The organism is Clostridium sp. AWRP (assembly GCF_004006395.2).
In the GTDB taxonomy this organism is placed as follows: domain Bacteria; phylum Bacillota; class Clostridia; order Clostridiales; family Clostridiaceae; genus Clostridium_B.
In genome coordinates, this window is record NZ_CP029758.2 from 3007098 (window position 1) to 3029539 (window position 22442).

Annotated in this window: 19 protein-coding genes; 6 read left to right on the forward strand and 13 right to left on the reverse strand. The window is 30.6% G+C overall.

Annotated features, from left to right (window positions below; translation table 11 throughout):
• Positions 1–4: 4 nt before the first annotated feature.
• The 7 genes from DMR38_RS13745 to DMR38_RS13775 form a co-directional block, all read right to left on the reverse strand.
• Positions 5–1018: a spore photoproduct lyase family protein gene (locus tag DMR38_RS13745; protein ID WP_127721853.1), complete on the reverse strand. Its 1014-nt coding sequence runs from the start codon at positions 1016–1018 to the stop codon at positions 5–7.
• On the reverse strand, positions 984–1817 hold the full coding sequence (locus DMR38_RS13750) for a hypothetical protein (protein WP_127721854.1): 834 nt from the start codon (positions 1815–1817) through the stop codon (positions 984–986). The genes DMR38_RS13745 and DMR38_RS13750 overlap by 35 nt, the downstream gene beginning before the upstream one ends.
• A 74-nt stretch (positions 1818–1891) precedes the next feature.
• Positions 1892–2482: a serine/threonine protein kinase gene (locus DMR38_RS13755; protein ID WP_127721855.1), complete on the reverse strand. Its 591-nt coding sequence runs from the start codon at positions 2480–2482 to the stop codon at positions 1892–1894.
• Positions 2483–2583: 101 nt separating this feature from the next.
• Positions 2584–4032 carry an MDR family MFS transporter gene (locus DMR38_RS13760; protein WP_127721856.1) on the reverse strand — a complete coding sequence of 483 codons (1449 nt, stop codon included), beginning with the start codon at positions 4030–4032 and terminating at the stop codon, positions 2584–2586.
• Between the two features lie 158 nt (positions 4033–4190).
• The gene (locus tag DMR38_RS13765) at positions 4191–5360 is read right to left on the reverse strand and encodes a PDDEXK nuclease domain-containing protein (RefSeq protein WP_127721857.1); all 1170 of its coding nucleotides are present in this window, start codon (positions 5358–5360) and stop codon (positions 4191–4193) included.
• Positions 5361–5458: 98 nt separating this feature from the next.
• Positions 5459–6370: a ribonuclease Z gene (locus DMR38_RS13770; RefSeq protein ID WP_127721858.1), complete on the reverse strand. Its 912-nt coding sequence runs from the start codon at positions 6368–6370 to the stop codon at positions 5459–5461.
• Positions 6371–6578: 208 nt separating this feature from the next.
• The gene (locus DMR38_RS13775) at positions 6579–6800 is read right to left on the reverse strand and encodes a helix-turn-helix transcriptional regulator (RefSeq protein ID WP_013239313.1); all 222 of its coding nucleotides are present in this window, start codon (positions 6798–6800) and stop codon (positions 6579–6581) included.
• 161 nt (positions 6801–6961) lie between these two features.
• Between DMR38_RS13775 and DMR38_RS13780 the strand changes: the two genes are divergently transcribed.
• Both DMR38_RS13780 and iadA read left to right on the forward strand, forming a co-directional pair.
• The gene (locus DMR38_RS13780) at positions 6962–7951 is read left to right on the forward strand and encodes a biotin--[acetyl-CoA-carboxylase] ligase (protein WP_127721859.1); all 990 of its coding nucleotides are present in this window, start codon (positions 6962–6964) and stop codon (positions 7949–7951) included.
• 71 nt (positions 7952–8022) lie between these two features.
• The gene (gene iadA, locus DMR38_RS13785) at positions 8023–9189 is read left to right on the forward strand and encodes a beta-aspartyl-peptidase (RefSeq protein ID WP_127721860.1); all 1167 of its coding nucleotides are present in this window, start codon (positions 8023–8025) and stop codon (positions 9187–9189) included.
• Between the two features lie 142 nt (positions 9190–9331).
• Here the strand turns inward: iadA and DMR38_RS13790 are convergent, their stop codons facing one another.
• Positions 9332–10036, reverse strand: a complete 705-nt coding sequence (locus DMR38_RS13790) for a 4Fe-4S dicluster domain-containing protein (protein ID WP_127721861.1) — start codon at positions 10034–10036, stop codon at positions 9332–9334.
• A gap of 704 nt (positions 10037–10740) precedes the next feature.
• On the opposite strand from DMR38_RS13790, the gene DMR38_RS13795 reads away from it, so the two are divergent.
• A complete protein-coding gene (locus DMR38_RS13795) occupies positions 10741–11568 on the forward strand; it encodes a methyl-accepting chemotaxis protein (RefSeq protein ID WP_127721862.1) in 828 nt (275 codons plus the stop codon).
• A 36-nt stretch (positions 11569–11604) separates the two neighbouring features.
• Here DMR38_RS13795 and DMR38_RS13800 read toward each other — a convergent pair whose 3' ends face one another.
• Positions 11605–12984 (reverse strand): ATP-binding protein, encoded by a 1380-nt coding sequence (locus tag DMR38_RS13800; protein ID WP_127721863.1) that lies wholly within the window; start codon positions 12982–12984, stop codon positions 11605–11607.
• A gap of 136 nt (positions 12985–13120) precedes the next feature.
• On the opposite strand from DMR38_RS13800, the gene larE reads away from it, so the two are divergent.
• Complete coding sequence (gene larE / locus DMR38_RS13805) at positions 13121–13939, forward strand: ATP-dependent sacrificial sulfur transferase LarE (RefSeq protein WP_127721864.1); 819 nt, start codon at positions 13121–13123, stop codon at positions 13937–13939.
• Positions 13940–13990: 51 nt separating this feature from the next.
• Positions 13991–14782, forward strand: coding sequence for a 4Fe-4S binding protein (locus DMR38_RS13810; protein WP_127721865.1), 792 nt, complete (start codon positions 13991–13993; stop codon positions 14780–14782).
• A 319-nt stretch (positions 14783–15101) separates the two neighbouring features.
• On the opposite strand, the gene asnB is transcribed toward DMR38_RS13810, so the two are convergent.
• The 4 genes from asnB to DMR38_RS13830 all read right to left on the reverse strand — a co-directional run bounded on the left by asnB (position 15102) and on the right by DMR38_RS13830 (position 20697).
• A complete protein-coding gene (gene asnB, locus DMR38_RS13815; protein ID WP_127721866.1) occupies positions 15102–16943 on the reverse strand; it encodes an asparagine synthase (glutamine-hydrolyzing) in 1842 nt (613 codons plus the stop codon).
• Between the two features lie 115 nt (positions 16944–17058).
• Positions 17059–17916, reverse strand: coding sequence for a polysaccharide deacetylase family protein (locus DMR38_RS13820; RefSeq protein WP_127721867.1), 858 nt, complete (start codon positions 17914–17916; stop codon positions 17059–17061).
• Positions 17917–18252: 336 nt separating this feature from the next.
• Complete coding sequence (locus DMR38_RS13825; RefSeq protein WP_127721868.1) at positions 18253–19914, reverse strand: glutamine--tRNA ligase/YqeY domain fusion protein; 1662 nt, start codon at positions 19912–19914, stop codon at positions 18253–18255.
• A gap of 141 nt (positions 19915–20055) precedes the next feature.
• Positions 20056–20697 (reverse strand): membrane protein insertase YidC, encoded by a 642-nt coding sequence (locus tag DMR38_RS13830; RefSeq protein WP_127721869.1) that lies wholly within the window; start codon positions 20695–20697, stop codon positions 20056–20058.
• Positions 20698–21173: 476 nt separating this feature from the next.
• Here DMR38_RS13830 and DMR38_RS13835 point away from each other — a divergent pair, with 476 nt between their 5' ends.
• Positions 21174–22373: a MerR family transcriptional regulator gene (locus DMR38_RS13835; RefSeq protein ID WP_127721870.1), complete on the forward strand. Its 1200-nt coding sequence runs from the start codon at positions 21174–21176 to the stop codon at positions 22371–22373.
• Positions 22374–22442: the final 69 nt, after the last annotated feature.

The window sequence follows — 22442 nt, forward strand, 5'->3', positions numbered from 1 at the left end:
GTTTTTATTGTACAAACACTTTAGATTTTTTAACATATTTGCAAACCAGATCATATACAAAATTCACCAAAAGCTTATGGTGCTGTTCTGAATAACTGCAGGTTCCATCTTCATTTTTAAATGGATACGCCAGTAATAGCGATTGTGGATTCATTTTCTCCATGTTCTTCAAATAATCCTTTCCAATTCTAAATACACCAATGCTCACATCCTGTATATTTTCTTCCGGAATAACCCTGAATGTACCTTCTATACAATCTTTATAATACTTTTCCCAATTATGTACATATAACAGTGGATCAAAACAAACTCTCACCTTCCATCCTCTATCTACAGCACTTTTAATACTATTCAATCTGAGCTTAAAACTTGGAGCACTCATTTCATATTTCCTGCAAATTTCTTCCGGTGAAAGAGTCCATGCAAGTATCACATTATCCTGCGGTACTACATCTTCTATACTTTTGAAATTGGAACTTTTAGTTCTTACCTCTATTTTTAAATTATTATGATTTTCTGCAAACTGTATCCATTTTCTAACAAAACCTGTTATATTTTCAAAGGCCATAAGATCCGTATCGTAAGATATACATAAATAAACGGAGTGCTTTTTTAGAATACACTCCACCTGTTTGAAAACATCTTCCAAATTCACAAATAGAACTATATTTGCAGAAGAATAAACTCCTTGCAAATAACAATACTCACAATTATACAAGCAATTCATAATAGATGAAGTATAATAAAAATGTTCGTTTCCAAAATCATCACATACTCTTGCACCTTCGTAAATTAAGTTTCCGTCATTTCGTGCAAGTATTAGTTTAGGAGACTTTTTTTGCACCAGAAAATCTTGATTGTGTCTACAAAATACATCTTTATAATGATTTATTTTTATAACATCGGATTTTTTAAACTTAGACAGTATCCTCTTTGTATTTTTATTTTCAATAACCCCTTTTTCCACATAAATATGAGAAAAACTACATAAGTTCAAGCTGCTGTACAAGTTTTTCAAAATACATCTTCCTCTCATATTTAGTCTTACAGTAAATCTGTGTAAAGGGCTCAAGAGCTAGGATTAAGTTATCATTTCTAACCTTATATCCTTTAGCTAACTTCCTTAACTGATGCTGCATAGAAACAGATAAATTAAAATTGCATACTATTTCATTTATATAGTTCATATCCTTTTCATCCAATATATCCTTAGGTTTTGCACATTCGTGTTCGATATCCTGTATCCAACTACATATTTCATCTGACTGTTCAAAAATTAATTCAGTAACCTTTTCTGAAGTTACATTTGTTCCATCCAAATAGTCAGATACTATCTTCAAAGAATAAATTCTATGGGGCGGCATAAATATAGATACCGCTTGAAAAAAAGCAGCCCCTTCCATGTCTACAATGTCCCCTCTTATTTTTTCTAGATCATTTTTATCTAATATTTTTGCAAAACTTTCCAAACATGCCTCTTTAAAAGGATGTTTAAATATCATGTCAGGATAAAAATCCTTATCCGTAATGTTATCAATTATTTTATTACAAAGTACTGATGTGCCAATTTTAAAAGTTCTATCTTTACTTCCACAAACGCCTATATCTATAAAGGTATCGTATTGATCAGCTTCAAATTTAGCTATAATATATGCACAAGCAGAAGCCATATTTATTGCTCCAGTTTTACTTACTATAAGTACAATTTCTTCATTTTTAAAAACTTGAAATTTATTTACGGAATTATCCCTTTTTAAATCAAACCTTTCTATAAATGGCTTTGCCTCACAATGTAATGCTGTTACTATAAAAACCATATTTGCCTCCCTGTTGCCACTGTATTTATAAATAATTATACTTTAAATATACACTGAAGTGTATTAAATATCTATTACTTTATCCCCCTGCATAAGTACCTTTTTATTTTATAGTTCCAATCTTCATAAACTTCGCCATAGTCTTCTTTTACAAATTCTAAAAATTCATCTAGTACTCCCAATTTATCTAATCCTTTCATTAAATGTCTTGGATAATCGCAGCATTTGGAATAATTATTTTTAGGATCTATTACTTTTATGGAAGAATCTTTACATAAATATAAGTCCTTACACCTTATATCCAGTTTAGTAAACTTGAGTTTCTGAAACTCTTTAATAAGATTAATAATGTTCTTTGCAACTTTTTCATTTAACCCATTTTGTTTAATGTAATAATCAAGTCTCTCTCCTTTTGCATAACTTCTCACAATATAATAAAGTCCATGACAATATATTTTAGGAAAATACTTGCTCTTACTAGTTTTTTGTAATATGTTATATTCACTTCTGCAAACATATTTGCTTTTAAATATTTTAATCACTTTACTATTATCTTCTAATAAATAAACAATTCCATTATGCCCACATCCTAAAAAATTTGCCCTCCTAAGCATGTTTTCAGCTGCATTATCTAATTGAATATAATATCCATCTCTTTTCTTCATAAATATACCTTTCTATATTGTTCTTAGTATATTGTATGAAACTATATTTTGTAACATGAGTATTTAAAATCAAGTATCTTACGATAATATATAATATTTTTTTACCTGATTTTAAAGCCTTTTGGAAAAAGCAATCCAAATAAGAAAGAAATCAAATTTATTCCAATAACACATATAAATAAAAGATGTAACCCTGAAATCAAAGATTCCTTTATCATTTGAAGTGAAACACCACTATTTGAAATGGATGAAGAATAAAGATTGCTTGGATTTATACCTTTAATTCCTATATTTTGAAAATACTTTATTATATTTAAATTAAATATAGTGCCGAATATGCTCACGCCTATAGTTTGTCCTAAATTTCGAAGAAGAATATTTGATGCCGTAGCTGCTCCTCTCATAGCATAATCTACAGAATCTTGCACCACTATAGTGACAATTGTAAAAGTACCTCCAAACCCAAAACCCATTATAGAAATACACAATATAATCCAAGGTAATGTTGAACCTACACTAAAAGTCAATAAAATAAAACTGGAAAGCAACAATATAATGGAACATATTAAAATTATACTTTTTTCCTTATATATAGTCAGCCATTTTGAAAGAACTATAGAAGATATAAGCCAGGTAAATGACATAGGGGCAATACAAATACCTGAAACAGTTGCTCCAAATCCAAGCACATTTTGAATATAAATTGGCATATATACATCAATTGCGATTAGCGAAGCTGATACTAAAAAGCCTATTATACTGACAATTATGTTGACTCTTGTAAATATTCTAAAAGGCATAATAGGTTCCTCTGACTTTTTTTCCACAAAATAAAATACAAACATAAGTACTAAAGCTGTACCTATGCATATAACTGGGTAAAGCAGGTCAGAAGAACTTTTTTTCCCCACACTTAAAAATCCATACAGAATAAGTACTATAGAGGTAGTTAAAACCAGGGTTCCCATGTGATCTATTCTTACTTTTCTCTTCTTAAAATTCTCCTTTAAATTATTTTTAAGAAGCACTATAGAAATTATTCCGAAAGGTATATTTATAAAAAATATCCAGTGCCAGGAGAGTGTGTCTATTAGAAAGCCTCCTAAGAAAGGACCAAGTAGACTGGCAATTCCCCATACTGTACCTACCCATCCTTGAATCTTTGCCCTTTCAGAAGCAGCAAATAAATCTCCAACTATAGTATATGTTACTGTAAATATTGAACCTGCACCTATTCCTTGAAGAGCACGAAAAGCTATAAGTGAATACATATTCATAGATATTCCACATAAAAAACTTCCTAATAAAAATATTGATATTCCCACAATTAGGGTATTTTTTCTTCCGTATAAATCTGACAATTTACCATATATAGGCGTAGTTATAGTAGAAGTAAGTAAGTACATAGAAAATATCCAGCTCATTAATTCAAACCCATTTAAGCTTTTCACAATAGTTGGAATAGCCGTAGTTACAACAGTTCCTTCTACTGCACCAAGAAATGTAGCTAGCATTATTGCAATTATTATATTTCTGTTTTTTGACTCCATATTAAATCACATCCTTTAGTAAGTACCGAAATTTGTCCTTAAAAAAACCTCAGGTTTATTAGGCATTTTCAAAGAAATAAAATATTCGTCGCATCTTTGACTTGTTATTTTCTTTCAAATGCCTTATAGTCCTGAAGTTTAATTCAATATCCTTTTTTTCAATCTTTTAATTTTATCTTAATTCCACGTCCTATCTCCTTTATAGTAGGTAATATTCCCTCAAATTGCTCTGGAATATTTTCACTTAACATATATTCTGCATTTTTAGGATCATCTACGTCCTTAAAGGCATACTGTACAATTAGCTTTTCTCCATCCTTACATAAAACTATACCTATAGATGAGTTGTCCCCTTCATCTCTTACTGAGTCATCCATGGCAGAAAGATGGAAAGTTAAAATTCCAAGATATTCTGGCTTAAATTTTCCTATTTTTAGTTCAACAGCTATATAACATTTTATTTTCAAATTGTAAAAAAGTAAATCCTCATAATAATCTCCACCTGAAAGTTCCATATGATGTTTTTTTCCAACTAGGGCAAATCCAGAATTCAGTTCTAGAAAAAATTCTACTACACTCTTTATAAAATGCTGCTGAAAAACCTTTTCTTCAATTTCATCTGAAATGTCCATAAAATCCATGAGATACTCATCTTTTAGTATAGGAGAAAATTTTTTAATATGATCTTCAGATAGATCTTCTCCATGTTCTTTTGAAATGGTGTCTTTTATGAAACAAAAACTGTCTTCAGATTTTGTTTTACTTTTCTCTTCATCCTTTTCTTCTTCAGAATTTTTTTCCTCAGAAGTAATAATACCTTTATTTTCAATATTTTCTTTTTCAGGCGATTCTGTATTAAAAAGTTCTGCATAATCTAAGTCCTGAATTCCGCACTCTTTATCTATCTCCCCTATTAAATCTTCAACGGACCAATCCTTTTCCCACATCTTATCTATGTATTCTTTTCTTTTATCAATATTTCTTATCTTATTCATGAGAATTAAGTTACACGACCAGCTTATTTTAGATGATAATCGATTTACATAATCCTGAGAATTATATTCTTCAGCAAATCTAGCCATATTTTCTAAATTCTTTTCTGTAAAACATAGATTACCTGGGAACTTACCTTTAAGATATTCTACTGTTTCACTTATAAATTCCGACTGGCAGCCTTCTTTTTCTCGCATTAAAATTAAATTTCCTATCTTCCAGTAGAGCATAAACATATACTCATTTATATTTACCAGTGCTTTATTTTTAAAAAGAATAATATCTTCCTCTAAGTTCTTAAAAAATGTATCCATATCATTATGATGTTCTATCATTTAAAAAATCACCTCACAATAAAATTTTTCTCATAATTTTATTATATGGTAAAACATATAATATTACTACCCAGGTCATAGTCATTTATTTGTAATTTCTAATCTCTAAAATTTATACTTTTTACATATCTATCTTTTCCAAGCACTGTTTTTTTAAATATACTTTGAGCATTTTGCAGATACAATTCTGGTTTAGGCATAGAAGGACTAAAATGAGTAAGCCACAATTCTCCCACTTCTGCCATTTTTGCAAGAGCAGCTGCTTCTGAAAATAGCATATGTTTATACTGAATGGCCTTTGAAATATTCTCATCTTCTCCATACATCCCCTCACATATAAATACATCAGATTTTTCTACAAATTGCACTAATTCATGGGTTGGCCTTGAATCCGTACAATAAGACACTTTTAATCCACTTCTTTTGTCTCCAAGTACCATTTCAGGAGTATATATTTTTTCTCCATATTCTATCTTTTCTCCATTTTGAAGTCTGTTCCAAAGGATTAACGGCACTTGATTTTTTAAAGCCTTGTCTCTATCAAATTTTCTATTTCTATCTACACCTATGGAATATGCAAAACAGGGCATTCCGTGGTCTACAGACAATACACCTATATTAAAATCTCCTATTTTTTCAAAGTAACTTTCTTTACCACAAAGTTCAAGTAAGTTTATGCTATAGGGGAGCACAGGCGCTATTACCATAAGTCCCTCTATTACTTTTCTTAATCCAATAGGCCCAATTATAGTAATAGGCATATTTCTTCCAGAATTAGCTATGGTAAGAAGCAATCCTGGAAGGCCTGCTACGTGGTCTGCATGAAAGTGTGTAAATAAAATTACGTCTATATTTTTTATCTTACAGCCAAGTATTTTTAAGCTAACCTGAGTTCCCTCACCACAATCTATAAGTAGTTTTTTTCCATTATAAGATGCTATCATAGATGTAAGATACCTATCTGGCACAGGCATACTCCCTCCACATCCTAGTAAGCATAAGTCTAACATAATTTCCACCTTCTCTTCTAATTAGTATATGTCTAATGTCTGTTTTTAAGCTAGAACTCAATTTAATTTTTTATCACTTGAGAGATTAAAATAAAAAATAGGATTTATCCTGAGATCATCTACACCTTCAGTGATAAATCCTTAATTATATAAGTGTTTTAAAATAATTCATCTATTATAAATTTTATTTAAGAAGTTTTTATGGCAATCATGCACTTAATATTAAATCATCAATTTTACAGCCAAGTATCTTTGCAATCACTGCAACTTTTTCAAGGCTTGGATTTTTCTTATCTCCTCTCTCCAATTCTTCCAAATAAGATTTTGAAATTGAAGTTTGAAATCTGGTATCTTTAGCAAGATTTTGAATATCCAAAGTAGTATATCCCAAACTTACTCTTATATCACGAATTTTTTTTCCGTTTAACATAAGAAAACCCCCTATTTAATATTAACTTCTTTAAGTTGATTATATTACTTTTAAGCAAGAATTTACAGATAAATTTTATTTTTTTAATATAAACCTAACAAATATTTAATAGTATAACTGTGTTATAATACCATTAAGTATTATAATAAGGTGGTTTTTACATGAAACATTATGAAGTTCTTTACTTACTAAAAGAAAATAGAAATGACTTTGTTTCCGGTCAACTTATAAGTGAAAAATTAGGTGTAAGCCGTACTGCTATATGGAAATATATAAAAACATTAAAGGAAGAAGGTTATACTATAGACTCTTCCTCTAAAAAAGGATATAAACTTATAAATTCCCCTGATATACTTACTTTTGAAGAAATTAAAGACTATTTGAATACAAAATATATAGGCAAAAAAATTATTCATTATGAAAGTATAGGATCTACAAATACAACTGCAAAAAAATTAGCTGAACAAGGAGAAGAAAATGGGACTATAATTATAGCTGAGGAACAAACTGCAGGGCGGGGCAGGATCGGGAGATCATGGTCATCTCCTAAATATAAAAGCATATATTTTTCTATAATATTGAGGCCGAATGTAAATCCTATGGAAGTTCCAAAGATAACACAAATAATTGCTGCTGCCATAATACAGGGATTAAAAAAATTAAAAATAGAAGCTAAAGTAAAATGGCCAAATGATATAGTAATAGATGGTAAAAAGGTTTGCGGTATTTTGACAGAAATGAGCGGCGAGTTAAATAAAGTAAATTATGTAATTACTGGAATAGGCGTAAATGTAAATTTAAATAAAGAAGATTTCCAAGAAGACATTTTAAATAAGGCCTCTTCTCTTAAAATAGAGACAGGATCAACTATGAATAGAAAAATTATTTTAGGAACTATATTAAATAATTTTGAACCTCTATATGAAGAATTTATTCAAAAAGGAACTATTGAATCCTCTATAGAAGTATGCAAAAATAATTCTGCTGCTATAGGTAAAAATATACGTATAATTCAAAATAAAAATGAAAGACAGGCAAAAGCTGTAGATCTAGCTGAGGATGGTAGATTAATCGTACAATATAAAAATGGTTCTTTTGAAAAATTAATATCGGGAGAAATTTCTATAAGAGGCTTAGATAAATATATTTAAAATGGTTAAAACTTTTATATTTAAATTATAATAGAAGTAGTAGCAAAATATATTTAAGGATGTGCTAAAAAATGATTTTAATAAAAAATGTAGAATTATTTAATCCTAAATCCATGGGGAAAAAAAGTATATTAACCTGTTTTGATAAAATAGCTTACATATCTAAAAAGATAGACTTTCCATCTAGTAATTTCCCTACAGTTGAAATAATAGATGGCGATGACTTAATTGCAATTCCAGGTTTAATTGATCTCCACATACATATAAACGGGGCCGGAGGTGAAGGAGGCTTTAATAACAGAACTCCTGAACTAAACCTTACAAATCTTACTTTGAACGGTATCACTACCTGTGTAGGGCTTTTGGGAACAGATGGAATTACAAGAAACATGGGTGGACTTATAGCTAAAGCCCGGGCTCTTGAAAAGGAAGGCATAACAACATACTGCTGGACAGGATGTTACTCCGTTCCCACAAGGACTCTTACAGACAGTGTGAGAGGAGATATTGTACTTGTAGATAAAATAATAGGGGCTGGTGAAATAGCTGTATCCGATCACAGGGACAGTCATCCTTCTGAAGAAGATTTAATACATTTAGCTTGTGAAACGAGAATAGGTGGAATCATTTCAGGCAAATGTGGTGTACTTCACATGCATCTAGGAGATGGTAAAAAAGGTATGACTCCTCTATTTGATTTAATAGATAAATCAGACATACCTTTTGAAAACTTGCTGCCTACACATGTAAATAGAAACAGTTTAGTATCCAAGCAAGCTTTAGAATATTTAAAAATAGGCGGATTTATAGATATAACTACTGGAATTAAAAATGAAGGGGATACTGCTCAAAGTGCCCCTGAACTCTACAGTAAAATTCTAAAGGAAAATATATCTCCTTATCATGTAACTATGAGCTCTGATGCAGGAGGAAGCATGCCTATATTTGATGATAAAGGCAATTTAACAAAATTAACGGTAGGGCTTCCATCTACAGATATGGAGTCAATAAGAGAATGTATAAAAATAGGGCTATCTATGGAAGAATCTCTCATTCCTTTCACTTCATCTCCTGCAAAATTTCTAAAATTTGAACATAAAGGCTCTCTCCTTGAAGGTTATGATGCTGATCTAATTTTATTGGATAAAAAACTAAAAATACATACCCTCATAAGTAAAGGCAAAATTATGATTCAAAATTATAAGCCAGTAGTATATGGAACCTTTGAGAACAGTTGACAATTCACAGTTCACAGTTCACAATTAATGAAGATTTTCAGCTTTTGCTGAAAATCAATTAAATTTATTTTGCCTTCAGGCAAAATTTCATTAACTGTGCACTGTGCATTGTGAATTGTGCATTGACTAAATTGTGAATTGTTTAAATTGATATTATAACTTCCTCATAAGGAATTATTGTCTTTGCCCTAAGCATTGCATTTTTCACTGCATTTACAATACCTGAGCAGCATGGTACTTCCATTCTCACTACAGTTATACTTTTCAAATCATTTTTTTCTATAATTTCAGTTAATTTATCTTCATAATATTTAATGTCATCTAACTTAGGACATCCTATTACCGTAATGTTATCCCTTATGAATTTTTTATGAAAATCTCCACAGGCATATGCAGTACAATCAGCAGCTACAAGTAACTTTGCATTTCTAAGATAATGTGCATTGGTATTTATAAGTCTTAATTGAACAGGCCACTGTGTTAACTCAGAAGCAGCACTAAAATCTTCTAAATTCTTTTTATCTGTATGCACATTTTTACCTGACGCTCTCTCTATCTTTCTAGATGCTGTACCCGGACATCCGCAGGGCATAACTTCTTTCTTTTCCTTTTCTTTAGCCTTTTTAGCAACTAGTTCCTCGTCATAATCCTTACTTTCTCTTTCAATTATGCTTATAGCTCCTGTGGGACATTCAGGAAGACAGTCACCAAGTCCATCACAATACTCATCACTTATAAGTTCAGCTTTTCCATTTATAAGTTCAATAGCACCTTCATGACATGCATTTACACAAAGTCCACATCCATTGCATTTCTCTTTATTTATATTAACAATTTTTCTTATCATAATATTTTCTCCTCCTTACTTTACTGTCTATATTATAATAAAATGCAGTCACAAAATCTGTAACATATGTTACTAAGTCTAAAGAGTAAATAACAGATAATAATACCTTTCATTTTAAATAGAGAAAAGGAAACGAAAATTTCGTTTCCTTCTCTACTACTTATTGTACAATTATCTGCATCCACAACCGCAACATAACAATAACAGTATTATTATTATTACTACTTCTTTTCCTCTATTACCGCGTCTACAACATGACATAAAGAACCCTCCTTATCTTCCTAAAATAATTCTAAGCTATCTAATTTCTCATCATTTGCTCTACACTTTATTATATTAATTAAGTTTATAAAGGTTACTATTAAGTTGAAAAACTTACATTTTTAAGATTAGTAACTACTAGCATCCACAACCGCAGCATAGTAATAATAATATTATAATTATTACTACCTCTTTTCCGTAACCCCCACATCTACATGACATAAAGTTTCCCTCCTTGTCTTCTTTTAATATTTTTATAAATATTTATTGATTCTCACTTTTCATCATCTGTTCTATACTTCTATAATATTAATCAAGTTAATAAATGTTACTTTTAATTTTTGCTAGTCACAATTAGAAATTTGTCTTATTTAAAATATATGATATAGTTATATGTGAAAATGTTTAACTATACCATAAAAATTTGGAGGTACATAATACTTATGGATGAATTAGAAATTACTAATAAGTTGCAACAAGCTTTTGATACTTTAATCCCCTATATGCATTACTTTTTTGATGATGAAATAGCCTTTACCATGTCAACTACAACTCATTTTTTAAGAGTAGTAAATAGCAAAAACATTAATATGAATGCAAAACCAGGTGATCCTTTAAGACCTACTGGCGCAGCTTATGAATGTATAAAAGCAAGAAAACCTATTTCTACTATAGTTCCTAAAGAAACTTTTGGTGTAGAAATAAAAGCTATAGGACTACCTGTAAAGGAAGGTAATGAAATAATAGGAAGCATAGTACTCGTAAAAAGTTTGGAGAGGCACAATAAATTTGTTGAGATGTCTAAAGTACTGTCAAGTGCAATAGAAACTCTTTCAGAAACCTCAAGTGTACTATCTTCTGATATAGATGAAATGACAGAACATAATGAAGTACTATTATCAGAAGTAAACGATGCCTCTGATAAAACTAAAAATACAGATGAAGTTTTAAATTTTATAAGAAATATAGCATCTGAAACTAATCTACTGGGATTAAATGCATCTATTGAAGCAGCAAGAGCTGGAGATCAGGGAAAAGGATTTACAGTAGTAGCAAACCAGATAAGAAAGTTATCTAACTCCAGCAGTAAGTCTATAAACGAAATAAATTCTACATTAACTGAAATAGAAAAATCTGTAGCCAAAATATCTGAAGGTCTTGCATCAACAAAAGATACTTTTAATAACCAATTCTCCAAAATTCACGAAATAGATTCTTCCATAAATAACTTATCCGAATTGGTAGACAAGCTTAAGGATTTATCTGAATAAATAAAACTCAGGAACTTGATTTCCTGAGTTTTTCTTTTAATTAATATTATTTTTCTCTATAATGTTATGCCCTTCTATCCAATCTACAAATTGTCTTGCAGTTCTTGCAGAACGTCCATTATACCAGAGTTCCCACTTAAGAGCCTCTCTATGTAAAGTATCTTTGTCTATATTTAATTTTCTTCTTTCAGCTATTCCATCTACAATCTGCAAATACTTATTTTTATCTGGAGATACAAATACTACATTTATTCCAAATCTATCTGCCAGTGAAAGTTTTTCCTGCACACTATCTCCTTCATGTACTTCCCCTTCTGATCCGGAATAGGAAGACGTCATTCTCTCATTAAAATATTCTTTTACAAGATGTCTCCTATTTGATGTAGCATATATTATAATATTTGAAGATTTATTTTCAAGTCCCCCTTCAAGTATAGACTTAAGTGCAGTATAACTTTCTTCATCATCCCCAAATACAAGGTCATCTATAAATATAATAAATTTTTCAGGCCTGTTTTTTAATTTTCTTATTATATTGGGAAAATCAACAAGATAAGATTTTGGAAGTTCAATCATACGAAGTCCTTGAGTATAATATTTATTGAGTATGGCTTTTACCGTGGACGATTTACCTGTACCCCTATCTCCATGAAGAAGTACATTGTTTGCAAAAAATCCATTTAAAAACTGCAGTGTATTTTCTATTACTATTTGATGCTCTCTCGCATATCCAATAAGGTCTGAAAGATCAATAGGATCAGGACTTTCAATTCCTCTAAAGCAGCCTTTACCCTCAATATGTTCCCATATAAAAGCCCTATAACGAGCAAAAATTCCACAACCATAGTGCTTATGAAAATCTTGAATATCATCTATGCACTCATCCCAGTTATCACTATTATAAAGTTTTTGTTTTATGTCTCTTACATACCCTGGACTATTTATACCTTCAAAATCAACTTCTACTTTCCACTCCGGTAATCTCTCTACTATCTGTTTTAATTTGCCGTCAGAAATATACTTTAGCAAACTTTCCTTTACATCTGCGGAAGTTAATTTAGCAATACAGCAAAGATTTCTTAAATCATTTTTAGCAGCTTCCTTAATTACATCTTCTTCTTTTTTTAATTCTTTGTTTTCAGCTTTCATGGAAAATGGATTTTCATTAAAAATCAATTTATCCATGATATACTCCTGTAGAGAACAATATCCACTGTTTACTAACTTAAAAAAGAAATCATTGTACATGTTTACAGCACAACCTATATTGATTTTCCCCATATCAATATAGCTTATAAGATTTCTCAAATTTCTTATTACCTCATCTTCAAGTAAATTTCTATAGATAGATACTGAATCAAAAGCTAGTTTTACATATCTTATTTCAAAAATATTTTTTAAATTTGTGCTTTTCATAAAAAGCCCCCCTATGTATCTTTGTTTTTAATATATATTTCATTTTAACACACAAGTATACGATTTTAAATCATATTGCAAATTCTATGTTATACTATACATAAACTTAAAACTATAGCATATTAGGGGGATAATTATGGATATAACAAATTTAAAACTAGAGGACTTAAAAGAAAATTTAAGAAATATTAAAAGTGGAGTAATTGCTTTTTCAGGTGGAGTGGACAGTACTTTTTTGTTAAAAATTGCCCATGATATCCTTGAAGATAAAGTAATAGCAGTTACCGCTGCTTCATCTACTTATCCTAAAAGGGAATTGGAAGAAGCTAAAAAATATGCCAGATCAATAGGTGTAAGACATCTAATTATAGAATCAGAAGAACTAGATATTAAAGGATATAAAGAAAATCCTGTAGACAGATGTTACTACTGTAAAAAAGAATTATTCTCAAAACTAAAAAAAATTGCAGAAGAAAATAATGCAGCTTATGTTTTAGATGGAGCAAATTTAGATGACACTGGAGACTTTAGACCTGGTATGAAAGCAGCTAAAGAACTAGGCATATTAAGTCCCCTAAAAGAAGCTGAACTTACCAAAGAAGATATTAGAAATCTTTCAAAAAGAATGGGACTTCCAACCTGGAACAAGCCTTCTTTTGCATGCCTATCTTCCAGATTTCCTTATGGAAATGAGATCAACAGTCAAAAACTAAAAATGGTAGAAGATGCAGAACAATTTCTTCTGGATTTAGGTTTTAAACAAGTTAGGGTAAGACATCACAATGAGATTGCTCGAATTGAAGTTGCTCCAGAAGAAAGAGCTAAGTTTTTCAATGTAGATTTGATGGATAAGGTTGGACAAAAATTAAAAGAAATAGGTTTTACATACGTAACCCTAGATCTATTAGGTTATAAAACTGGCAGCATGAATGCTGTATTAAAGGATGCTAAATAAAAACCAATTTGTTATACTATTAAAAATCAATAAAACTGGGAGGAATACACTATGAATTATACTGCAATTTACTTTTCACCAACAGGGACTTCCGAAAAGAGTGTAGTTAGCATTACAGGTGAATTGGCAGAAAAAGCAGAAAGAAAGGACTTTAGACGAGTAGATCTTACAACTTATGCAGCAAGAGAAACAAAGGTTAAATTTTTTGAAAATGATTTTGTTGTATTTGGGACACCTGTTTACGGGGGCCGTATTCCAAAAATAGCAGCACAACGTCTTGGTAATATTAGTGGAAAACAAACCCCCTGTATAGTAACAGTTACTTACGGTAATAGAGATTATGATGATGCACTCTTGGAACTAGCTGACCTTGTAAAATCAAATGGATTTGTAGTACAAGCGGCCGCAGCTCTAGTTGGACAGCATACATTTGGTGAAATTCAAGTAGGTAGGCCAAATGCATCTGATGAGAAAGAAAATCAGCAATTTGCAAAAAACTTTTTGGAAACATTAAAAAAAGTTCCCTGCAAAGGCAATGCAAAACTACCTATAAAAGGGAACCGTCCATATGTGGAAGGCGGTAACGGTGGGACTTTTCGTCCACATACAAGTGATACTTGCACTAAATGCGGACTGTGTGTAAAAAATTGTCCTGTAGGTGCTATAGCTTCAGATTGCAGCACAATTAACTCGGAACTCTGTATTTCTTGTTTCCGCTGTATTCGTTACTGTCCATCTCAATCAAAAAACATGAATGATGCTAACTATATAAAATTTGCAAAGGAATTTTCTCAAAAATTATCAGTTAGAAGAGAAAATCAATATTTTTTACCACAAAAATAAGTTTATGACGCACCTTAAGTTCTTCTATACATTCATTTTTAGGAATACTTCTTGTACGAGATTTCCTAATTTCCAAATTTTAAACTTATACATAAAATGTAATGACAAAATTGAAAGCACCTTTAAAAACTTTTCCATAAGTCTTAGCGAGGTATTTTAGAAAACCTTAGGAACTTAGATATGTCTGAGGTACGAGTTTATATAAGGTTCTTAGATTTTCAAAATACCGAGCTTTAGACTTGTCAAAAGTTTTTATGGTGCTGAAATTTGTCATTACATGATCTTTATAAGTTAACTTTCAAGCTAGAAACTCTATTTCTTAAAATTCTATCTTGATATTATACTCTTTAAGCCATGTATTTACTTGAATAAGATAAGCAAGAAGCTGTGGTCCTCTCATAAGTTGGCCAAACCAAGGTGCTTTAAAAGAAGATCCTCCTGTATCTATTAATGTCTTAACTGATTTTTTATCTATCAGTGGTAAAATAGGAGAACTCTTATCTTTCATAATATCTGACATCCGTTTTGTAACTATTTTTGTATATTCCGGGTTATGAGTTTTTGGATAAGGACTCTTTTTCCTTTCAACAATTTCCTTTGGCAGTATTCCCTCTAGTGCCTTTCTCAGTAATCCCTTTTCCCTGCCTTTATAAAATTTTATCTCCGGTGGTATATTAAAAGCATACTCCACCAATCTATAATCTGCAAAAGGTACCCTAACTTCTAAACTATTAGACATACTCATACGATCTTTTCTATTTAAAAGTGTTATCATAAACCACTTTATATTTAAATAAAACAGTTCTCTCATTCTGTACTCTAATTTGGATTCACCATCTATGTGAGGCACCTGTTTTATACTGCTTTTATATTGTTCATTTAGATATTCCTCCAAATCAAGTGCCTTTAATTCACCAGACAATATTTCCTTTCTTGAATTAATAGATTTTGACCATGGAAAAGTATCTGCATTAATGTCTTCAGGTCTTCTATACCACGGATATCCTCCAAAAATTTCATCTGCACATTCTCCTGACAGTGCAACTGTATTGTCTTTCCTTATTTCCTTGCAAAAAAGATATAGTGAGGAATCAATATCTGCCATTCCTGGCAAATCACTAGCTCTTACAGAATCATAAAGGGCATCTGCTAAATCAGAACTTGTATTTATAATCCCATGATGAACACTTTTTATATAATCCGACATTTTTAGTGCCCAGACTCTATCCGGTGTAGGTTCAAAGGAATTTGCTTTAAAATATTTGTCATTATCTTCATAATCAATAGAGTAGGTATTTAAAGTTTTCCCTTGCTTTTTAAACTCTGCTGCAGCTACTGTAGATATAATACTAGAATCAAGTCCTCCTGAAAGCAGTGTACAAACGGGTACATCTGCTACAAGCTGTCTCTTAATAGCATCCACAAGCAGTGTTTTTACATGCTGAGCTGTTGTTTCTGTATCTTCATTGTGAACTTTACACTGTGGTTTCCAGTATTCTCGCAGCTTAATACCATATCTATCATATAAAACATAATTAGCAGGTGGTACTTCATATATGCCTTTAAATACACCTCCACCCAAAGATCTAGCAGGACCAAGGGCAAATATTTCAGTCAAACCATCCCTATCAACTACAGGTTCAATAAAGGGATGCGCCAGTAATGTTTTTATTTCCGAACCAAATATAAGTGAATTATTTTTTACTGTGTAAAATAGTGGTTTTACTCCTAACGGATCTCTTGCCATAAATATCTGATTTTTACTTTCGTCCCATATTGCAAAAGCATATATTCCATTTATATGTTTCAAACAATTTACTCCCCAGTGAATGTAACTGGTTAGAAGTACCTCTGTATCAGAATAGGATTTAAAAGAATAATTTTCTTTTATAAGTAATTTTCTTAAATCCTCAGTATTATAAAGTTCTCCATTGTATACAATAATATATCTCCTGCCACCTACACTTTTTGACATAGGCTGAACACCACCAGAAGGATCCACAACTACAAGTCTCCTGTGCCCTAAAAGTGCATTTTTAGAAAAGTAATAGCCTGCATCATCAGGTCCTCTTTTCTTTAAAGTATCTGTCATATTTAAAATAACATCTCTGTTTTTAGAAATGTCCTCTTTTAAATTAATCCATCCTGCAATTCCACACATAAGAAGCCGCCTCCGAATAAATATTATTAATGTACATATAATTTAATCTATGATTTAAAAAATGTATATGTGAATAAATCTTTGTATTTATTGAAGGCAGAAGTTTTCAATTACTCTAATTTAATGTTTCAAAAGTGTATCCTTTTGACTTTAAATACTGTATTACTTCGGGAAGAGCTTGTACTGTTGTTCCCTTTGTGGCAGCATCATGCATTAAAACTACTACAGTATTGTCATTACTGTATTTTCTAAGCTCATTTAATAAAACATCCACAGGAACATTATTTCTCATAGCATCCCCAATCCAATCATTCCAATCCACATAATGATATCCTGCTTTTGTAACTGCATCTTTAAAAGGATTCAAGTTTAAATGACGAGTGTTAAAAGAACCTCCCGGAAATCTCATAAGTTTCAAATTATAATCTTTTCCAACTATGGACTTAATCACTTCATCACACCTATTTATGTCACTTACAAATACTGACGGATCTTGCCTGTATCTAAGTTCATGACTGTACGTATGATTTCCAACTACATGTCCTTCTTTTACTTCTTCTTTTACTAAGTCCTTATTTCTCTCAGCATTTTGTCCAATTAAGAAGAAAGTTGCTTTTATATTATTTTGCTTCAAAATTTCAAGTATTTTTAAAGTATTTGGGGAAGGACCATCATCAAAAGTTAAGTAAGCCACTTTCTTTCCATCTGTTCTCTTGGTTTTCCAGGGCATATACGCTCCTGCAGGCTGTTTTGTTGTAAATCTTTGTTTTAGTTCCTCCTGCTGCTTTTCTTCAGCGCTTTTCTGATGCGCTACTTTATTAGAAGTAGTTACTACTGCATGTTTTTTATATGCAACTTTAGTTCCTATAAAAAATGCCCAACCAAAAGCACATAATAAAATTACTCCTATAATTACATTATTTCTTCTTTTGATGATTCTATTTTTTTTAATTTTGTCATCATATTTATTCATCAGTTCCATCTCCCTAATAAGATTCTAATGTCATACAGCATTTAAATAAAATAACAAGTCAAATAGTCTAGCACACTGACTAAATATTTCTTTGAAAATGCCCAGGTAAAATTAAAAAATAGCATTTCGATACCTTCCTTTAATTTCACTTCATTAATTTCCCTATTTATAGTATAATAAATAATCGTATTTTACTATACATTATGACAAAATGTAATCATTTTGTAATTTGTTTTAACTCTTTAATGATATATTCTAAAGAGTCTGAAATTATTCATTGGCATAAAAAAACTATAGAGAAGTTATAGTCTATAACTTCTCTATAGTTTTTTTAGATTATTTTTTTATTTTAAAAGAACTCTTAAGGGATACTATTCTATTAAATACTAGCTTACCTTCTTGAAAAAACCTAGGATCAACATTAAAATATCCATGTCTGAAAAATTGAAATTTTTGGCCTGATTTTACATTTTTCATATCAGGCTCCAAAAATCCATTTAATATTTCCAAGGATTTTGAATTTACATTATCTAAAAATGAATCACTGCCTTCTTCTTCCTTTTCATCTAAAATTAAGGGTTCATAAAGTCTTATTTCTGCTGGAATTGCAGTACTTGCATTTACCCAGTGAAGTGTACCTCTAACTTTTCTTCCGTCAGGACTATTTCCGCCCTTTGATGCAGGATCATAGCTGCAGTGCAGCTCTTTTATATTTCCTTCTTCATCCTTTATGACTTCTTCACATTTTATAAAATAAGCACCTTTTAATCTAACTTCATTTCCCGGAAATAACCTATAATATTTTTTAGGTGGATTTTCCATAAAGTCTTCTTGTTCAATGTATATTTCCTTTGAAAAAGATACTTTTCTAGTTCCTGCTGTAGGATCATCTGGATTATTTTCAATTTCAAAAGTATCACATTGTCCTTCAGGATAATTTGTTATTACGACTTTTAGTGGTCTTAAAACAGCCATAGTTCTAGGTGCTTTTGTTTCCAGATCATCTCTTAAAAAGTAATCTAGCATTTGAGAATCTACTACACTACTTGCTTTTGCCACGCCTATAGCTTTGCAGAATTTACAGACAGATTCTGGTGTGAATCCTCTTCTTCTAAGTCCTGCAATAGTTGGCATACGTGGATCATCCCAACCATCTACAAAATTCTCATCTACTAATTTTTTAAGTTTTCTTTTACTCATTACCATATTTGTAATGTTAAGTCTAGCAAATTCTATCTGCTTTGGAACATTTTCCATTTCACATTCACGCACTACCCAATCATAAAGAGGTCTGTGATCTTCAAACTCAAGTGTACATATGGAGTGAGTTACTCCCTCAATTGCATCTTCTAGGGGATGTGCAAAATCATACATAGGATATATACACCATTTATCTCCAGTATTGTGATGTGGGGCATGTGCTATACGATATATAATTGGATCTCTCATATTTATGTTAGGAGAAGTCACATCAATTTTAGCTCTCAAAACTTTTTCTCCATCTTTAAATTCTCCATCTTTCATTCTTTCAAATAATTCAAGATTTTCTTCTACAGTTCTATTTCTATAAGGGCTTTCCTTACCAGGTTTAGTTAAAGTACCCCTATATTCTCTTATTTCATCTGGTGTCAAATCGCACACAAAAGCCTTACCTTTTTTTATTAAAAGTAACGCTCTTTTATACATTTCATCAAAATAGCTGGAGGCAAAATGCAATTCATCCCAGTCATATCCAAGCCATTTTACATCTTCTTTTATTGATTCTACATATTCCGTATCTTCTTTTGAAGGATTAGTATCATCAAATCTTAAATTAGTTCTTCCACCAAATTCATCTGCCAATCCAAAATTTAAAACTATTGACTTTGCATGGCCTATATGTAAATATCCATTAGGTTCTGGAGGAAACCTTGTTATTATTTTTTTATACTTTCCTGACTTCATGTCTTCTTCTACTATGTTTTTAATAAAATTTGATGAACTCTTGCTTTCTTCCATAAGTTAACCATCCTTTTCTAAAACTTATTTACTTATTTATATGTACATCAGAGTGGTAATCGTTACCTGACCAAATCACGATTTGGATTCTCTGATTTAAAGAAAAGGCATTTTTTATAAGTAAATGCCTTTTCTAAATATCTATACAAATTCCTTGTTTTTAATATAAATTCTAAAGGCTATCTCTTCTACAAGTGAAAAAATACTAGATGTTATAAAATACAATCCAAGTGCTATTGGAGCTTTAATTGTTATTAAAAGTCCAATTACTCCAGGAAGTATAGCTGACATCTTATTGTACTGCACTTCCCTATAGACTTTAAAATAATCTATAGAATTTACTAGACCAGGCAGCATTGAAATGATCGAATACATTATAGGCACTATGAAATAACTATCGCTTAATTTTATTGAAGCTACCCAAGGTATAAGCACCGTACCTGAAACTACAGGCATGCTTATAATGGTTTTATAGAGTCCTCCTATTATGGGAAGCTGAATAATTGTAAGCAAACATCCCATCATACTTTTTAAATTATTCTTATAACAGTTTTGGATTTCCTTTTCCATCTTAAGCTTATCATTTTTATACCTAATTTTTATGTCTTCCATCTTTTTAGCAACTTTCTGCTGCTTTAAAATGCTGAACCTTTGTTTCATAGACATAGGCATCAAAAATACCTTTACAATTAAAGTGAGAACAACAACTGCAATGCCCCAATCTCCCGTAAAATTGAATACATGATTGAGCAAAGCGCCCAGTAAATTAAAAATAATGTTCATATAATATCTCCTATCTATAAATTATTATATTTTAAAACATTATTTTTAAATAAGGTTGTGTAAAGTATATCCACACTTTATATTTTTCATAACTGACATACTGTTTTATATATAATTTCTTAGGATAACTCAATGCCCTTAAAACTATACATTCTATTAAATTATATCTAATACTTTCTTTAAAATTTTTATGTACCTGTAAAACGCCAGAAAAAACTGCAGTTATGCACATAAACAACAGAATAAAGTAGAAAATATTGAAAAAGTCCATGTTCATGATAAACATTCCTTTAAAATAAATTATATATCAAATACTTTTATTTGATATTACCATATAATGATTTTATATTCAACACAAACCCTTTATTTATGCTAATATAACCATAATATCACAAAAATATATTTAAAAATAAAAGTTTTTGTTGTACCTTACCTTACGTCATGTGTTACAATAATTTAGGCAGAGGTGATAAATAATGAGTTCCCATAAATCAGAATTAGTAAGTATCGGCAAATTCGCCCAAAAATCAGGTGTTACCTTGAGGACTTTAAGGTACTATGACAAAATAGGTCTTTTAAAACCCTGTTCCTATACTGAGTCTGGTCACCGATTATATAATGTTGAAGATTTTGGTAAGCTTCAAAAAATACTTACTCTTAAATTTATAGGTCTTTCACTTGAGGATATATCTAAAATAATGAACTATGATTTAAATCAGGGTGACTTAAAAAGATCTCTCCAAATACAAAAAAAGATAATGAAAGAAAAAATATACCACATTGAAGCTGTAATAAAATCCATAGATGAAGCTGTTCATATGCTTGACAATAACAAGGAACTCAATTGGAACAAGTTTATAAACATAATAAGCATAGTAAATACAGATCAAAAGTGGATGGAACAATACGAAAATGCCTCTAATTTAAAAGCCAGAATAAGAATTCATGAACTTTTCAGCACAAATAAGCGAGGATGGATGAAATGGTTTTTTAATCAATTAAATATTCCTTTCAAATCTTCTATTTTGGAACTTGGATGTGGTAATGGGGAATTATGGCAAAAAAATCTAGATAAAATTCCTGAAGGTTGGGACATTACTCTTACTGATTTTTCCCCTGGAATGCTTCAGGATACAAAAAATAATTTAGGCATTAATTCAAAAAGATTTACATTTAAAATAGCAGATGTACAAAATATACCTTATGAGGACAATAGTTTCGATGTAATAATAGCAAATCATGTATTATACCATGTAGGTGATGTAGACAAATCCCTTTCAGAGATTTATCGTGTTTTAAAACCTAAAGGTTATTTTTATGCCTCAACTGTAGGTAAAAATCATATGAAGGAAATGAGAGAAATCGTTAAAAAATATAACTTTAAGAATATAACTACAGATAGTTTTAATATTACAGAAAGTTTTCAACTTGAAAATGGTCTGTTAAAACTCTCTAAGTGGTTTAAGAATGTAAAAATGAAAAGATATAGTGATAACTTAAAGCTAACAGCTGCATCTCCTCTCATAGATTATATATTTTCTATGCCTGGCAACACAAAAACTACATTTGACAAAAATAAACTTGAATCCTTTGCAGAGTACTTGCAGTCTGAAATAAACAAAAATGGGTATATTTATATAACAAAAGATACTGGTTTTTTTGAAAGTAGGAAATAGTTTTATACATCAACCTACAATCTAAAAACTTATATAATAAACAACGAAACAAAATGAAAGGATTGATTA

What these genes read in the sequence shown, in the direction of transcription:
- DMR38_RS13790 (WP_127721861.1), bottom strand. Translation starts at nt 10,036, where the DNA reads ATGATAAGAAAAATTGTTAATATAAATAAAGAGAAATGCAATGGATGT.
- DMR38_RS13830 (WP_127721869.1), bottom strand. Translation starts at nt 20,697, where the DNA reads ATGAACATTATTTTTAATTTACTGGGCGCTTTGCTCAATCATGTATTC.
- DMR38_RS13780 (WP_127721859.1), top strand. Translation starts at nt 6,962, where the DNA reads ATGAAACATTATGAAGTTCTTTACTTACTAAAAGAAAATAGAAATGAC.
- iadA (WP_127721860.1), top strand. Translation starts at nt 8,023, where the DNA reads ATGATTTTAATAAAAAATGTAGAATTATTTAATCCTAAATCCATGGGG.
- DMR38_RS13810 (WP_127721865.1), top strand. Translation starts at nt 13,991, where the DNA reads ATGAATTATACTGCAATTTACTTTTCACCAACAGGGACTTCCGAAAAG.
- DMR38_RS13795 (WP_127721862.1), top strand. Translation starts at nt 10,741, where the DNA reads ATGGATGAATTAGAAATTACTAATAAGTTGCAACAAGCTTTTGATACT.
- DMR38_RS13770 (WP_127721858.1), bottom strand. Translation starts at nt 6,370, where the DNA reads ATGTTAGACTTATGCTTACTAGGATGTGGAGGGAGTATGCCTGTGCCA.
- DMR38_RS13835 (WP_127721870.1), top strand. Translation starts at nt 21,174, where the DNA reads ATGAGTTCCCATAAATCAGAATTAGTAAGTATCGGCAAATTCGCCCAA.
- DMR38_RS13820 (WP_127721867.1), bottom strand. Translation starts at nt 17,916, where the DNA reads ATGAATAAATATGATGACAAAATTAAAAAAAATAGAATCATCAAAAGA.
- DMR38_RS13825 (WP_127721868.1), bottom strand. Translation starts at nt 19,914, where the DNA reads ATGGAAGAAAGCAAGAGTTCATCAAATTTTATTAAAAACATAGTAGAA.
- DMR38_RS13750 (WP_127721854.1), bottom strand. Translation starts at nt 1,817, where the DNA reads ATGGTTTTTATAGTAACAGCATTACATTGTGAGGCAAAGCCATTTATA.
- DMR38_RS13760 (WP_127721856.1), bottom strand. Translation starts at nt 4,032, where the DNA reads ATGGAGTCAAAAAACAGAAATATAATAATTGCAATAATGCTAGCTACA.
- larE (WP_127721864.1), top strand. Translation starts at nt 13,121, where the DNA reads ATGGATATAACAAATTTAAAACTAGAGGACTTAAAAGAAAATTTAAGA.
- DMR38_RS13765 (WP_127721857.1), bottom strand. Translation starts at nt 5,360, where the DNA reads ATGATAGAACATCATAATGATATGGATACATTTTTTAAGAACTTAGAG.
- DMR38_RS13755 (WP_127721855.1), bottom strand. Translation starts at nt 2,482, where the DNA reads ATGAAGAAAAGAGATGGATATTATATTCAATTAGATAATGCAGCTGAA.
- DMR38_RS13800 (WP_127721863.1), bottom strand. Translation starts at nt 12,984, where the DNA reads ATGAAAAGCACAAATTTAAAAAATATTTTTGAAATAAGATATGTAAAA.
- DMR38_RS13775 (WP_013239313.1), bottom strand. Translation starts at nt 6,800, where the DNA reads ATGTTAAACGGAAAAAAAATTCGTGATATAAGAGTAAGTTTGGGATAT.
- asnB (WP_127721866.1), bottom strand. Translation starts at nt 16,943, where the DNA reads ATGTGTGGAATTGCAGGATGGATTAATTTAAAAGAGGACATTTCTAAA.